The organism is Aeromicrobium sp. (assembly GCF_014378035.1).
Taxonomy (GTDB): Bacteria; Actinomycetota; Actinomycetes; order Propionibacteriales; family Nocardioidaceae; genus Aeromicrobium.
This window is the reverse complement of the sequence record NZ_JACMOM010000382.1, coordinates 1-14,155: the sequence shown is the minus strand read 5'-3', so window position 1 is coordinate 14,155 and position 14,155 is coordinate 1. Positions and strand designations below refer to the sequence as shown.

General features: G+C 66.3%; 13 protein-coding genes and 2 pseudogenes. 3 read left to right on the top strand and 12 right to left on the bottom strand.

Annotated features, from left to right (window positions below; genetic code table 11):
- Together H7290_RS20335 and H7290_RS20330 are read left to right on the top strand one after the other, a co-directional pair.
- A partial coding sequence (locus H7290_RS20335; RefSeq protein WP_290515836.1) for a hypothetical protein occupies positions 1 to 196 on the top strand: 196 nt, incomplete at its 5' end.
- Positions 193 to 948, top strand: coding sequence for an SDR family NAD(P)-dependent oxidoreductase (locus tag H7290_RS20330; protein WP_290515835.1), 756 nt, complete (start codon positions 193 to 195; stop codon positions 946 to 948). The genes H7290_RS20335 and H7290_RS20330, both read left to right, overlap by 4 nt.
- A 12-nt stretch (positions 949 to 960) precedes the next feature.
- Here H7290_RS20330 and H7290_RS20325 read toward each other — a convergent pair whose 3' ends face one another.
- The 4 genes and pseudogenes from H7290_RS20325 to H7290_RS20315 all read right to left on the bottom strand — a co-directional run bounded on the left by H7290_RS20325 (position 961) and on the right by H7290_RS20315 (position 2,804).
- Positions 961 to 1,434, bottom strand: coding sequence for a MaoC/PaaZ C-terminal domain-containing protein (locus H7290_RS20325; protein WP_290515834.1), 474 nt, complete (start codon positions 1,432 to 1,434; stop codon positions 961 to 963).
- Positions 1,431 to 2,429: a nitronate monooxygenase gene (locus H7290_RS20320; RefSeq protein WP_290515833.1), complete on the bottom strand. Its 999-nt coding sequence runs from the start codon at positions 2,427 to 2,429 to the stop codon at positions 1,431 to 1,433. The genes H7290_RS20325 and H7290_RS20320 overlap by 4 nt, the downstream gene beginning before the upstream one ends.
- Positions 2,430 to 2,496: 67 nt before the next feature.
- A pseudogene (locus tag H7290_RS21445) lies at positions 2,497 to 2,655 on the bottom strand (EthD family reductase); the annotation flags it as partial.
- Positions 2,595 to 2,804 carry an EthD family reductase gene (locus tag H7290_RS20315; RefSeq protein WP_366927661.1) on the bottom strand — a complete coding sequence of 70 codons (210 nt, stop codon included), beginning with the start codon at positions 2,802 to 2,804 and terminating at the stop codon, positions 2,595 to 2,597. The pseudogene H7290_RS21445 and the gene H7290_RS20315, both read right to left, overlap by 61 nt.
- 256 nt (positions 2,805 to 3,060) lie before the next feature.
- On the opposite strand from H7290_RS20315, the gene H7290_RS20310 reads away from it, so the two are divergent.
- On the top strand, positions 3,061 to 4,191 hold the full coding sequence (locus tag H7290_RS20310) for a substrate-binding domain-containing protein (RefSeq protein WP_290515832.1): 1,131 nt from the start codon (positions 3,061 to 3,063) through the stop codon (positions 4,189 to 4,191).
- Positions 4,192 to 4,516: 325 nt separating this feature from the next.
- Here H7290_RS20310 and H7290_RS20305 read toward each other — a convergent pair whose 3' ends face one another.
- The 8 genes and pseudogenes from H7290_RS20305 to H7290_RS20270 all read right to left on the bottom strand — a co-directional run bounded on the left by H7290_RS20305 (position 4,517) and on the right by H7290_RS20270 (position 13,904).
- A complete protein-coding gene (locus H7290_RS20305) occupies positions 4,517 to 5,545 on the bottom strand; it encodes a PDR/VanB family oxidoreductase (protein WP_290515831.1) in 1,029 nt (342 codons plus the stop codon).
- Positions 5,546 to 5,720: 175 nt separating this feature from the next.
- Entirely contained in the window at positions 5,721 to 7,103 is a 1,383-nt protein-coding gene (gene lpdA, locus H7290_RS20300; protein WP_290515830.1) for a dihydrolipoyl dehydrogenase, read from the bottom strand.
- A 129-nt stretch (positions 7,104 to 7,232) separates the two neighbouring features.
- Entirely contained in the window at positions 7,233 to 8,003 is a 771-nt protein-coding gene (locus tag H7290_RS20295) for an SDR family oxidoreductase (protein WP_290515829.1), read from the bottom strand.
- A gap of 13 nt (positions 8,004 to 8,016) precedes the next feature.
- Positions 8,017 to 8,262, bottom strand: a complete 246-nt coding sequence (locus H7290_RS20290) for a hypothetical protein (RefSeq protein WP_290515828.1) — start codon at positions 8,260 to 8,262, stop codon at positions 8,017 to 8,019.
- Entirely contained in the window at positions 8,259 to 9,632 is a 1,374-nt protein-coding gene (locus tag H7290_RS20285; protein ID WP_290515827.1) for an aromatic ring-hydroxylating dioxygenase subunit alpha, read from the bottom strand. Before H7290_RS20285 ends, H7290_RS20290 begins: the two co-directional genes overlap by 4 nt.
- Positions 9,633 to 9,952: 320 nt before the next feature.
- Positions 9,953 to 10,774 (bottom strand): annotated as a pseudogene (locus H7290_RS20280) (AMP-binding protein); the annotation flags it as partial.
- Between the two features lie 129 nt (positions 10,775 to 10,903).
- Positions 10,904 to 12,370: a Re/Si-specific NAD(P)(+) transhydrogenase subunit beta gene (gene pntB / locus H7290_RS20275; protein WP_290515838.1), complete on the bottom strand. Its 1,467-nt coding sequence runs from the start codon at positions 12,368 to 12,370 to the stop codon at positions 10,904 to 10,906.
- 7 nt (positions 12,371 to 12,377) lie between these two features.
- Positions 12,378 to 13,904, bottom strand: a complete 1,527-nt coding sequence (locus tag H7290_RS20270; protein ID WP_290515837.1) for a Re/Si-specific NAD(P)(+) transhydrogenase subunit alpha — start codon at positions 13,902 to 13,904, stop codon at positions 12,378 to 12,380.
- Between the last annotated feature and the right edge of the window lie 251 nt (positions 13,905 to 14,155).

Genomic DNA, 14,155 nt, shown 5'->3' with positions numbered 1-14,155 from the left:
TTCGGATGACGCCGTGGATGAGGTCGGCACCGACACGCTCGTGATGGCCCGCTACCAGATGCGGGCCGAGAAGCGGGAAGAGGAGTGGCGGCTCTCGATGCTCCGATTCATCCCGTACGGAAGCCACTCCTTTGCAGGGGATGCGGCCGGAACTGCTGACGACCTCACCACGAACCATCCCTGGTTCGCCCAATGACCGATCCGGTCCTCGACCAACCAGTCGCGCTCGTCACCGGCGGTGGGTCGGGAATCGGGGCCGCCACCGTGCTCCTGCTGGCCGCGTCCGAGTACCGCGTCGTCATTGTCGATCTCGCTGCAGACCACGCGCACCACGTGGCTCAACAGGTGCAGCAAGAGGGCGGAATCGCGGTCGTGGCCGCGCTCGACATATCCACGGTCGCGGGTGCTGAGGCTTCGGTGGCAGTCGCCGTCGACACGTACGAGCGTCTCGACGTCGCAGTCAACTGCGCTGGGATCGCACACGCTCTCCTCCCCCTCCACGAGATCGATGACGACGTGTGGTCCCACGTCCAGTCGGTCAACCTCGACGGCATGTTCCGGTGCCTGCGGGCAGAGCTGGCCGTCATGGTCAAAGCAGGTAGCGGCTCAATCGTCAATGTCGCTTCCATCATGGGTACGGTCGCTTCCGCTGGAGTCTCGCCCTACGTCGCGTCCAAGCACGGCGTTGTGGGACTCACCCGTGCCGCCGCGCAGGACTACGGTGCCGCCGGGATCCGGGTCAATGCAGTCGCACCCGGTTACGTTGACACCCCGCTGATGGACGCCGGGACTCGTGAGCAGCTCGGCGAAATTGGTGCGCTGCACTCGTTGGGCAGGGTTGGTCGCGCCGAGGAGATCGCTGAGGTCATCGGCTTCCTGGCATCGGCCAAGGCATCGTTCATGACCGGAGCAATAGTCGCTGTCGATGGCGGATACACCGCTCGCTGACGTCAGCGGCGCTCACGAGGCATCCCTGGCGTCCGGTGGGGGTCGCGTCGTCACCATCAGGTTGATCTCGCCCTCCTGCACCACCGTGCCGTCCTGGTTGCGCAGGGTGAAGTGTCGCTCCAGTATCCCTGTGTCGCCGGCGCTAGTGATCCGGGCGCCGACGATGTCGACGGTGCAGGACACGGTGTCTCCGGCACGGAGGGGGTGGCGGAACCGCCAGCCGTCGACACCGAGGAGAGCTACCGAGCACCGCTCGAAGACAGCGAGCCTCGAGGCCAGTCCCATCGCGACCGAGAGGCCGAGCAGCCCGTGGGCGACGAGTCCGCCGAAACGACCCCGGGAGGCGCTCACGTCATCGGTGTGGACCGGGTTCGTGTCCCAGCTCCATGCCGCGAAGGAGGAGATGTCGTGATCGGTGATGGTCCTTCCCTGGCTGGTGAAGCTCTGCCCGACGCGGAAGTCCTCGAAGTAGTGGCCCTGGCTCATGACCGGGCAGCCGCCGAGGTGGCGAGCTGGGCAGGCAGTTCCTTGGTGATTATCCGCTGCGCCTCGGTGACGATGGAGTCGACGACGACCTGGCAGCTCTCGACCGAGTCGATGAGGCCCTGGGCCTGCGAGGCCCACCACATCCCGCCGTTCATCTCTCCCTGCCCGAGAACCCGCTCCCGGCCCCGCACGCCGGACGCGAGACCGGCGACGTCGGGAAAGGTGGCCCCGATGCGACGCGACGTCTCTGCGATCTCCTCGGAGACGGAGTTGCGCGCGACCCTCGCCGAGTTGCGGAACTCGCGAAAGACCATCACGGTGTCGCGCTCGGTGTGGGCCACGATCTGCCGCTTGACGTTGTCGTGGATGGGCGCCTCGGTCGTGGCCATGAAGCGGGTGCCCATGTTGACCGCCGAGGCACCGAGCGCCAGCGCCGCGACCAGACCGGCGCCGTCTGCGATACCTCCGCTCGCGATGATCGGCACACGCAGCGCCCGGGCGGCTGCCCGGATCAGGACGAGACCACCGATGTCGTCCTCCCCGGGGTGACCGGCGCACTCGAAGCCGTCGATGCTGACCGCATCCACCCCGAGCTCCTGAGCCTTCAGCGCATGACGCACGGACACCGCCTTGTGGATGACCAAGACTCCGGCAGCGTGGAAGGCGGGCAGGTGGGGTGCGGGACTGCTGCCCGCCGTCTCCACGATCCGCACGCCACTTTCGACGATGGCCTGGCGGTACTCGTCGTAGGGCACCGGCTCGATGGTCGGCAAGATGGTGAGGTTGACCCCGAAGGGCCGGTCCGTCATCTCCCAACATCGGGCGATCTCGGCGACGAGCGCCTCAGGTGACGGCTGGGTCAGTGCGGTCAAGAACCCCAGAGCGCCCGCATTGGCCACCGCGCTGATCAGGTCGGCGGTGCCTACCGCCGTCATCCCGCCACACACGATCGGGTGCTCGATCCCGAACTTGTCGGTGAACTCGTTGCTGAACATCCGTGGCTCCATCAGTCGGTGGGCAGATACTTGATTCTCAATGTGGAAACTTAGCCGGCTTGAGCGCTCAGGCCAGAAGGTCCTCGACAGCTCCCGTGAAGGTGACGATCTCCGCGACTGCAAAATTCGAGGAGTCGGCGGCGGTCGCCGCCGTCTCTGGCGACTTCAGGGCGGTCCGCATGGAATCGGCGTCGTCGAACCACATCTCGGCGACCAGGTGGACCGGCGATCCGCCACCATGAGGCGTGGGCGGTTGGCAGTGAGGCGTCGTAGGCCAGGCACGCCGAGGGCCAACGGCGCGTGGACGTCGCGGTAGTGCGAGTCGAACGCCTCGGGATCCACCGGAGCGCCGTACTGAATCGTGAGTCGGTGCATGACTGACCTTTCGGGTCTGCGTTTGCGGTGGTCAAGCCGTCGGACGCTCGTTGCGACGGTCTCTCGTCCACTCGCAGAAGATAGTAGCGGCGTCAATGGGGCTTAACTATAGTGAGCGTCAAGTTTCAATTGTAGTCCAGAAACTCTGGACAGAACCTCAGGCGACCGAGCATCATGTGATGAACCCACCACCGCATCGCACTCGGGGCGCGCACCGGTCCAATGTCGATCTCGACTCCAAAAAAAGGATTTCCACATGCGTAGAGCTATCCCTCTCACGGCAAGCATCAGCGCCCTGACTGTCCTTCTTGCCGCGTGTGGCGGCGCCTCCGGTGGCAACGACTCGTCTGCTGTTGCAGACCCCGCGGGTATCGCCGCAGCCGAGGCGTACCTTGCATCGGTCTCCGAGAACCCATCCGACATCGGGCTGACCGTTCCGCTCTCGAAGAAGCCAGATCCCGGCATCTACATCATCCGACTCCAGAGCGGTGAGCCGGTCGCCAAGCTCGAGTCCGACGCGATGGCTGCTGCAGCGCAGGTTCTGGGCTGGCGATTTGGGACCGTGTCTGTAGCTCCGAACGCCGAGGGGCCGCAGCAGGCCTTGCAGTCGGCAATCGCCAAGAAGCCCGACGGAATCTCCTTCAGTGGCGCGCCCAGCAGTGCCTTCGGTGCTGCCACCATTCAAGCGGCAGCGGATGCGGGCATCGCGCTTCTGGGTGACACCGTCGTGGAGGACCCGGCGGGACCCATCATCAGCACTTCAGTCGACAACGCAACTCAGGTCGCCAACTGGGGCAAGATGGTGGCCGCTCAATTCGTCGTCAACAGCAAGGGCCTCGGCCACGGAGCCACCTTCACCTTGAGTGAATACCCCATCCTGGTGGCGTGGCAGGAGGCAATCAAGAAGTCCGTCGACGAGTGGTGCCCCGCTTGCAAGTTGACCGAGATCGACAGTCAGGCCAGCGACATCGGCACGAAGCTCCCCGCTTCCGTGGTCAGCACTTTTCAAAGAGACCCCAGCCTGAAGTACGCGATGTTCAGCATCGGAGACATGACCCTGGGATTGACCCCGGCCATGCAGGCCGCAGGCCTGACCGACGTAGAGGTCTCAGGCGAAACGCCGAACGAGGGCAACATCGAGGCGATCAGGGCCGGGACAGAGGCGGGTTGGACCGGCTTCCCGGTGTACATCCTGGGATGGCGTGTGATCGACATGTGGGCAAGGCACTTCAACGGTGACGATCTCGCCCCGGCAGAGAAGGCGCTGCTGCCACTCCAGATGATCACTCCGGACAACATCGACTCTGTAGAGCTGAACGATGCGGGCTACTACGTCGGCGTGAGCGGTTATGAGGACGAGTTCAAGAAGCTCTGGCTCGTGAATTGAGCTGCATGTCAACGACGCGTGAAAACTGACCCCCTATCGACGGAAAGGGGTCAGTTTTCGGCCGTCGTTGACACTGCACACCTCATGTCGCCATTGACGATACCAGTGGCGACTGAGCTGAGTTCGGACGGTCCCCCAGCACGGCTTAACACTTCCAGGTCGGCGATGTTCCGGCCCTCGAGATCCTGTCAACAAGGCGTGTCCTAGCGGAGTGGATGGGTTCGCGAGTGACGCTTGGCCTTCGCACGATCAGAGGCCCATCGAGATGTACGCCGCCGTTCACCTGCTGCGCCCGGGTTCCTGAGACACGGCCCGTGACGGTTCGTCAGAGGTCGAGCACGAGGCGAGGCGTGCAGGCTCGTGAGACGCAGATCATCATGCAGTCGTTGGCCTCTCTCTCATCGGCGTCGAGGATTGAGTCACGATGGTCCGGAACGCCTTCGAGGACAGGCGTCTCGCACGTCCCGCAGATCCCCTCGGCGCACGATGACAGAACTCCGATGCCGGCCTGCTCGACGAGGCCGAGGATGGATTCCCCGGGAGCCACGGTGAGCGTGACCTGGCTCTGCGCCAGGTAGACCTCGAACGAGTCTGACGGGACCGGCTCGGTCAGCGGCTTGGCGTAGAAGCGCTCCGCGTGCAGGGAGCCCTTTGGCCACCCCGTGCAGCGTTGCTCGACGGCATTCAGGAGCGCTTCGGGACCGCAGCAGTAGACCAGGGTGTCGGGTCGGGGGGTGCCCAGGAGGTCTTCGAGGTCCAGCAGCCCCACCTCGTCCTGCGGCGCCACCCTGACCCGGTCACCTTCGTGGTCGGCGAGCTCGTCCAAAAAGGCCATGGAGGCGCGCTCTCGGCCGCCGTACACGAGCTCCCACTCGGTACCCGCCGCCGTGGCCGCCGCGATCATCGGCAGGGTCGGGGTGATGCCGATCCCGCCCGCGATGAAGAGGTAGCGCGGCGACGCGACGAGACGGAAGTTGTTGCGCGGCCCCCGTACGCGGACGAGGTCACCCACCTGCAGCTCGTCGTGCACGTAGAGGGACCCGCCGCTGCCTTCCGGGTCACGCAGAATCCCCAGCCGCCAGAGGTGGCGGTCCCCTGGGGCTCCGCACAGTGAGTACTGTCGGCTGGGCGCCTTGTCGAGCACCAGGTCGACGTGGGCTCCGGGCTCCCACCGCGGCAGTGGCCGGTCGTTGACCTCGCGCAGGGAAACGGCGACAACGCCCTCGGCGACCATTGCCTTCGCCTCGACGCGGACGTCGGCCTCGAACTCCCGCGTCGTGACGGTGAGGGTCGTGGCGTGCTGGGCCACCGCCTGGACGTGTGGCCTGGGGCCGGTCGTCTCCTCCATGCTCATCGCACCTCGTGGGGGCTGGTTCGTCCGTTGACCGGCTCGCGGTCACAGGGACTCCACGGCCTTCGGCCACGTGTCGAAGGAGTCCCTGGCGTCGCCGCACTGGTCCTTGCGGCTCCCTGGCCACTGCGACCTTCGCGTCGTCGACCTCCTCCCCTCGTGGACCGTGGGCTGGACATCAGGCGTGCGCGTGCAGAGGGGTGCCGCCGAGCGCCAGGAGTGCCTCGCCGAGCGCCTCACCCTGGGTGGGATGGGCGTGCACGAACGGGGCGACGTCCTCGGGGTGCGCCTCCCAGCCCACGATCAGCTGCGCCTCACCGATCAGCTCACCGACCCGAGAGCCCACCATGTGCACTCCGACGACCGGCCCGTCTGTGCGCCGGACCAGCTTGACGAAGCCCTGGGTGCCCAGGATCTGGCTCTTCCCGTTGCCGCCGAGGTCGTAGGTCACGGTCTCGACGCCGTCGTCCCCGAACCTGGTGCGAGCAGCGGCCTCGGTGAGCCCGACCGACGCGGCCTCGGGTTCGCTGTACGTGACGCGCGGGATCCGCTCGTCCGCAACGGCCTCGGGGGCCAGTCCGGCGATCTCCTCGGCGACGAAGATGCCCTGCTGGAAGCCCCGGTGGGCGAGCTGCGGCCCCCGCACGATGTCGCCCACCGCGAAGACCGTGGGCAGGCTGGTCCGGCACCGTTCGTCGGTCTTGACGAACTGACCGTCCAGCTCGATGCCCTGCTCGGCACAGCCCAGTCCAGCGGTGCTCGGCCCCCGGCCCACGGCCACCAGCAGCACGTCCGCGGACAGAACCTCGCCACCGGTCACGGTAACGCGCACGCCGCCGGGAGTCTGTTCCAGGCCCACGAAGGGAGTGTCGAGCCGGACCTTGATGCCGCGCTTCTTGAACTGACGCGCCAGCGCCTTGGAGACAGCCTCGTCCTCGCCGGCGACCAGTCGCGGCAGCGCCTCGAGCACCGTCACCTCGGCGCCGAAGGAGCGCCACACGCTGGCGAACTCGCAGCCGATCACTCCCCCACCCAGGACGATGGCGCTGGCCGGGACCCGGTCGAGCTCGAGCGCGTGCTCGGAGGTCAGCACGGTGACACCGTCGACCTCCAGGCCGGGGAGGGACCTGGCGTAGGACCCGGACGCCAGCACGACGTGGCGGCCTACGTACGGCTCGCCGGCCACCTCGACCGTATCGGGGGCCACGAGGCGCCCTTCCCCCTCGACCACGGTGATGCCCCGGCTCGCGATGAGTCCGGTCAGACCCTTGAAGAGCCGGCCGACGACGGAATCGCGGTAGGCCTTGACGTCCGCCATGTCGATGCCGTCCAGGGACGCACGGACACCGAAGCGGCCGGCTTCGCGGGCCGAGTCTGCGACCTCCGCGACGTGAAGGAGGGCCTTGGTCGGGATGCAACCCAGGTGGAGGCAGGTACCGCCGAGCTTCCCCTTCTCGATCAGCGCCACGCTGAGCCCGAGTTGGGAACAGCGCAGCGCGCACGCGTAGCCGCCGCTGCCGGCGCCCAGCACCACCACGTCGAACGTGCTCTGGTCAGACATGGATCCTCCGTGGGGTCGGGGCCGGGTCGGTCAACACTGGTTCTCCTGACTGCTCGATGCCGCTGTCGGCCTGGCGCCACAGCAACTTGAGATCATGTGTCGTCTCCACCCGCGCTTTCGTGCGAGGTGTCAGTAGCCGATGCGCATCGTGAACGACCCGTCGACCACCAGGTTCTGGCCGTTGACCCAGGAGGCCCTCGGGCTGGCGAAGAAGGCGACGACATCGGCAACCTCGTCGGCACGGCCGAAGCGTCCCGACGGATGTCTCGCCTTGTTGGCCTCGTAGTAGTCGGGCTTGTTCTGTCGGATGCGGTCCCACGACCCACCCTCGATGTAGATGGGCCCCGGCGACACGGCGTTCGCTCGGATCCCGTCCGGCCCGAGCTCCTTGGCCAGCTGGCTGACGTAGTTGATCAGAGCCGCCTTCATCGGCCCGTAGCTGAGACCGCCTCCGGGATAGAAGTGGTTCTCGACCGCCGTGATGGTGCCGATCTGCACGATGCTTCCCGCCTCGCTCCTCCTCAGGAACGGCAGAGCAGCGTCGACGAAGGACACCGCCGACATGACGTCGACCTCGAAGTTACGGCGCCAGCCCTCCGGCGAGTGCGGGATTCCACCCAGCGCGCTCGCGTTGGAGACGATCACGTCCACGCCTCCGAGGCGGTCGGCGTACTCCTCGACCCAGGCCGTCAGGGCTGCGTGGTCGCTGACGTCCACGCTGGCGCCGATCACCTGACCTTCTGCTCCCAGCTCGGCAACAGCCGCCGCCACACCGTCGGGGTTGCGAGCGCAGAGCGCCACCTGCATCCCCTCACTGACGAGTCGCTCAACGACGGCCCGGCCGATGCCACGCGTGCCGGCAGTGACTAACGCCTTGCGGCCGGTCAGCTCCAAGTCCACGGCGTGCTCCTCATCATCGTTCCCCGGACATGTCGAGGATGCGGCTGAGCCGGTGGTGGCTCGAGGGACGCGGCGAGGCTACCCAGACGCACAACTCCGGATCGGCCTCGAAGAGCGGCCCGTCGATGTGCTCACCGTTGCCGCGGAACCGTCCCCATCTGGACCCCATCATCACCATCACGGTGCCGCCCTCCTCGCGGTAGTAGAGCTGCCGCGGGTTAAGGGGGTTGCGAATCGCCCCCTTGACCGAGTCGCTCATGCCTTCGCGCTCTCGCCGGCGTCGATGAGGGCCATCATCTTGTCGTGGCGCCAGGTGATCATGGATTCCTGGAACGTCGACATCGTCACGTGGGTGCGGCGGGTGGCCTCGAGTCCGCGCTGCACTGACTCCATGTTGAAGGCGTCCTGGTCCATCACGAGCGCGAGCGTCGAGAGCTCCGGCGCCTGGACTGCCGCCGACTCCCCGAACCCGACCCAGGTGACCTTGGCGCTGGGCGGACGTTCGCCGTTGAATGGCGTCAGGAACATAACCTCGAAGATGCACTCGTCGTGGCGGTCGCCGTTGGGCCGGAAGCGGTAGACGATGCGGTTGTACCCGCCCCAGGGATGGTAGTTGGGGAAGATCGCGTAGTTCCAGTGGTCGACCAGTTCGGCGTCCGAGACGGTATCGGCGCGATCTCCCAGGACTGGGCGCCAACGCTCGCGTGCGGCCACAGCCATGCTGTCCCGGGCCGTGGAATCCTGCTGGAACGGGATCGGCAACTCCTCGCCCTCGCGGACATCGAGCATCCGCTTGACGATCTCCTCCTCGGTGACCGCGACCGGCAGGTCCTCCACCGGGGTGCCCGACGGGCTAATCTGCCGGGCCCAGTTCCCGTAGGTGTCGACTGCGGCGTTCGCGTCGCCAACGTACGGCGCGGACTGAGGGTGCGTCGCCGCGAGGTGGAGCCCCTCGTCGAAGGCCTCCTGCGCGATCTTCCAGTTGCACCTCAGCAGCTTGGCGACGTGGCCCTCGAGATAGCGGTTCTCGAAGTCCCAGGCCGCGAAATGCTCGGGCATGTCGCCGAGGAACTCCTCGAGAGGTTCGCAGCCCAGGTCTGGGTTGATGAAGACGAACCCTCCCCAAGTGCCGACCTTGGCCTCGGGTAGCTTCCAGTCGTCGCTTTCCGGGTCGACGTCGGGGAACTCCCCATGAGCCGGGTAGTAGCGGAGCTTCCCGTCCAGACGCCAGGTGAACCCGTGGAAGGGACAGCGGAACTCGCTGCACCTGCCGTCGGCGTCCTTCAGGACGCGTCCACGGTGCAGGCAGGAGTTGACGTACGCCTTGATGCCGTTCCGTGAGCGCACCACGAGGTAGGAGTCACCGGCGATGTCGTAGACGACGTAGCTGCCGACCTGGGGGATGTTCTCCTCACGGCAAGCGACCTGCCACGCCTTGCGCCAGATGTGCTCCTTCTCGAGCAGATGGTGCTCGCGGGTGATGTACACCGACACCGGGATCTGGGTCTCGTTTGCCACATACTGCTTGCGCTCGCGCAGGTACTCCGGCAACGGAACCCTGTCCTCGAGGACCAGGTCGTACCACGACTCCGCCTTCGCCGCGGTCTCTGGATCTTCGGTCAGGGTCATGAAGGATCTCCCACCCTCGTCGTGGATGCTCCAGCTGTCTCTGGACGGCGGGAGTTACTATTCACTGACTCTACTAAGTAGATCGCTCGATGTCGAGCGGGAGGGGCAAATTACCGAGGTTTGGACGGGGCTTCCCTATCACCTCGCCGAGTGCTAGTTTCACGAGTCACTATAAGGTAACGAGCCCTAGGCTCTAGTCGTAGCGCGGTCGCGGATCTCGACGTAGCCATTTGGATGCATCACACCCAGGTCGCCGGTCAGGAGACATCCGCTCTGCATCACCGCCTCCGTCGCTTGTTCGTTCTTGTAATAGCCAAGCATCACGCCGTTGCCCTGACCGCGATCTCGCCCATCGCCTGCCCGTCAGGGGGCGTATCGACGCCTGAAGGGTCGAGCACACGAAGTGGCCGCGCGATGATGTTGCCGATCCCCTGCCGCTCGCAGTCACGCGGCCTCTGCCGGGGCTTGTCCCACTCCGGCTGCCAGACATTGACCGCAACCGGACCGAACGTCTCTGTCAACCCGTACAGGTGCGTGACATCGAAACCAAGCAGATCCAGCCGCTGCAACAGCGCCGGCGACGGCGGTGCACCCCGGTGTCGACGAGCACACGGCGGGAGAGCGCGCTCGCACCAGACTCCTCCGCGATCATGGTCAGAACGGTCGGCGCGGCACTGAGGTTCGTGACGTCGGCCTCGCGGAACAGCCTCCAGATCGGACCGGAGTCGACGGCGCGCATGCAGACGTGAGTACCCCCAGCCGCCGTCGCCTAAGGTGTAGTTGATGGCGAGAAGATCGCGTTCATCCACGCCAATCCGATCCGCGGTCGATGTCGTCTCCGGCAACCACGACTCATACTCATCCAGCGCACCGTCACCACCTCGACCGGTGTGCTCGGCGAGCTCCTTGGCCTGGGCGGCGAACTCGCCCGTGGCCACCAGGAGCCGGACCCCCGAGTGCTCAAAAATGTAGCGCATCTCCTCGACAGCCAGGCGCACGTTGATCGATACCAGAACAGCGCCACGCGCCAGCACGGCCTGATGCAACTCCAACATGATGTGGCTATTGGCAAACAAAGCGGCCACCCGGTCGCCGGCCTCGATACCCGACCGGGCCACGGCGGTGACGAGCTGGTCACAGCGGGAGGCGAAGTCCGCCTAGGTCAGCCGAACATCTGCATCCACCACTACCAAGCGCTGCGGGAAAGCATGCGCCGCCCGGTCCAGGAAGTGGATGGGGACAGCGACGCGACGGTGAACCCGGCCATTGATTCACCGGCCTTGGCCTTGGCCTCGGCCTCGGCCTACGCCACTGAGCCCTACAGTCTCATCGGCTGTCAGCGCACGGACGATCTCCTCGACCCGGGTCTTGGCGTCCCCGAAGAGCATCTGGGTGTTGTCCTTGAAGAACAGCGGGTTTTGCACGCCGGCGTAACCGGGGGCCATGGACCTCTTGAACACGACGACGTCGCGGGCCTTCCAGACCTCCAGCACGGGCATGCCGGCGATGGGTGAGCCGGGTTCGTCGAGGGCGGCCGGGTTGACGGTGTCGTTGGCGCCGATGACCAGGACAACGTCTACGCCACCGAGGTCGTCGTTGATCTCGTCCATCTCGAAGACGATGTCGTAGGGCACCTTCGCCTCGGCAAGGAGAACGTTCATGTGGCCGGGCAGGCGTCCGGCGACGGGGTGGATCCCGAATCGGACGGCGATGCCGCGCGCGCGGAGCCTCGCGGTCAGCTCGGCCACCGGGTACTGCGCCTGGGCCACCGCCATGCCGTAGCCGGGGGTGATGACCACCGATGAGGCGCCGGCGAGCAGGTCGGCGGTGTCCCGGGCCGTGATCTCGCGGTGCTCCCCGTAGTCGATGGCCTCCGAAGGCCCCGCCTTGATACCGAAACCGCCGGCGATCACGGAAAGGAACGAGCGGTTCATGGCCTGGCACATGATGAACGACAAGTAGGCGCCCGAGGACCCGACCAGGGCACCGGTGACGATCAGCAGATTGTTGTCGAGCATGAATCCGGAGGCCGCTGCGGCCCACCCGGAGTAGGAGTTGAGCATCGACACGACCACAGGCATGTCACCGCCGCCGATGGAGGCGACGAGGTGCCACCCTAGGGCGAGGGCAACGAGGGTGACGGCGCCCAGCAGGCTGATGCCCGGTGTTGCGACGAACCCGATAGTCAGGACGACGAAGAGAGCGAGGGCGCCGAGGTTGATAATGTTCTTCCCGGGCAGGACCAGGGGCGCGGACTTGATCCGCGCCGAGAGCTTGAGGTTGGCCACGATCGAGCCGGTGAAGGTCACGGCGCCGATGAAGACCCCGATAACGACTTCGGCGTCGTGGATGTTCGCCAGCGAGTCTAGGGCGAACCGGGGGTGCTCGAGATACCCGTTCCACCCAACCAGGACCGCGGCGAGGCCGACGAAAGAGTGCAGGAGGGCTATGAGCTCGGGCATTTCGGTCATCTCGACAACGCGGGCGCGCCACAATCCGACACTCGCGCCGATGATCACCGCGACCACAAGGAGGACCAGGGGCAGGGCACCAGTGCCTTGGTCGGCGCTCACGTCGATCACGAGGGCAACGGTGGCGACCAAGGCGATGACCATGCCGGCGACCCCGTACGTGACGCCGGTGCGGGCCGTCTCGTGACGGGAGAGCCCGGCGAGGCTGAGGATGAACAACAGCGACGCGACCAGGTAGGCCGCGAAGGCGGCAGACGAGACATCCATGGTCATCTCAGCCCTTCGAGAACATGGAGAGCATCCGGCGCGTTACGGCGAAACCACCGAACACGTTGATGCTGGCGAGCAGGACAGCGGTAAAGGACAGCACCACGATGGCCGGGTCGTCGAGCCCGATCTGGAGCATCGCCCCCACCACGATGATCCCGGAGATGGCGTTCGTGACACTCATCAACGGCGTATGCAACGCGTGGTGGACCTTCCCGATCACGTAGTAGCCGATCACCACCGAGAGCATCAGTACGGTGAAGTGCTCTGGCAGCGGTGCCGGCGCGTAAGCGTTGACCAGGAAGCACACCAACACGCCGAGTCCGATCGTCGTCCAGCGGAGGGCCGGGGACGCCGGCACGGGGTCTGGAGCGGGGGCCACGGCCGGCTTCGGCTCCGCCCGTGCGACCGACACTTGGACCGCCGGTGGGGGCCACATCGTCGTTCCGTCGCGCACGACCGTGATGCCGCGGACTACGACATCGTCCAGGTCAAGGACGAGCTCCCCGTTCTGGTCGGGGGTCATCAGCTTGAGCAGGTTCACGACATTCGTTCCGTACAGCTGCGAGGTCTGCGCCGCCAACCTGCTGGCGAGGTCGGTGTACCCGATCACCGTGACCTGGTTGGCCGTCACGACGACTTCGTCGGTCTCGGTCACCGCGCAGTTCCCACCGTTGGCCGCCGCCATGTCGACCACGACCGACCCGTTGCGCATCCCTGCGACCGTTTCGACCGTGATCAGTATCGGGGCGGGGCGGCCGGGGATCAAAGCCGTCGTGATCACGATGTCGGCGCGGCGCACCTCTTCGTCGTACATCGCCGCCGTGGCCGCGATCTGCTCCGGCGTCATTTCCTTCGCGTACCCGTCCGTTGAGACCTCCTGGGTCATCTCGACCGTGACGAACTGCGCGCCCATTGACTGGACCTGCTCAGCGACCTCGGGCCGTACGTCGAACGCACGGACCACCGCCCCCATCGCCCCAGCCGCACCGATCGCCGCCAGCCCGGCGACACCGGCACCGACGACGAACACCTGCGCGGGCGGGACCTTCCCCGCGGCTGTGACCTGGCCGGTGAACTGGCGTCCAAACACGTGGGCGGCCTCGATGATCGCGCGGTAGCCCGCGACGTTCGCCATAGAGCTGAGCACGTCCATCGACTGGGCTCGGGAGATACGCGGGACGGCGTCCATCGCCAGTGCCGTGACACGAGCGGCGCTCAGCGCCACCACGAGAGTGGGGCTGCGGCCCGGCGCCATTAGCGACACGATCGTCGCCCCACGGTTCAACCGGTCGATCTCCTCGACAGTGGGAGCGTTGACCTTCACCACGATGTCGCTGGACCACACGTCGTCCGTGGTGCCGATCGCGATGCCGGCCGCTGCGAAGATGTCGTCCGGTTGCCCTGCCAGCACACCGGCGCTGGCCTCGACCACCACCTCGTACCCCAGCTTGGTCAGCTGGGTGGCTGTGGCGGCGGTGGCAGCGACGAGGGTCTCTTGGGCCTTGGACTCACGGGGGATGCCGATACGCATCAGAGGTTCCTTGTAGTTGGGGGCCTGGGGGTCATGGGCGAGCAAAGGTGAGTAGTCCCCGCCAGGGACCTGGGCGTACCCCGACGTGGCCAGCAGGCGCACGGTGGCTGCCCGATCCCCGACCCACCGCCGGTGACAAGCGCGACTGGTTGGTCGAGGACTGGATCGGTCATTGGGCGAACCAGGGATGGGTCGTGGTCAGGTCGTCAGCAGATCCGGTCGCGTCTGCGGGGAAGGAGTGGCTGCCGTAA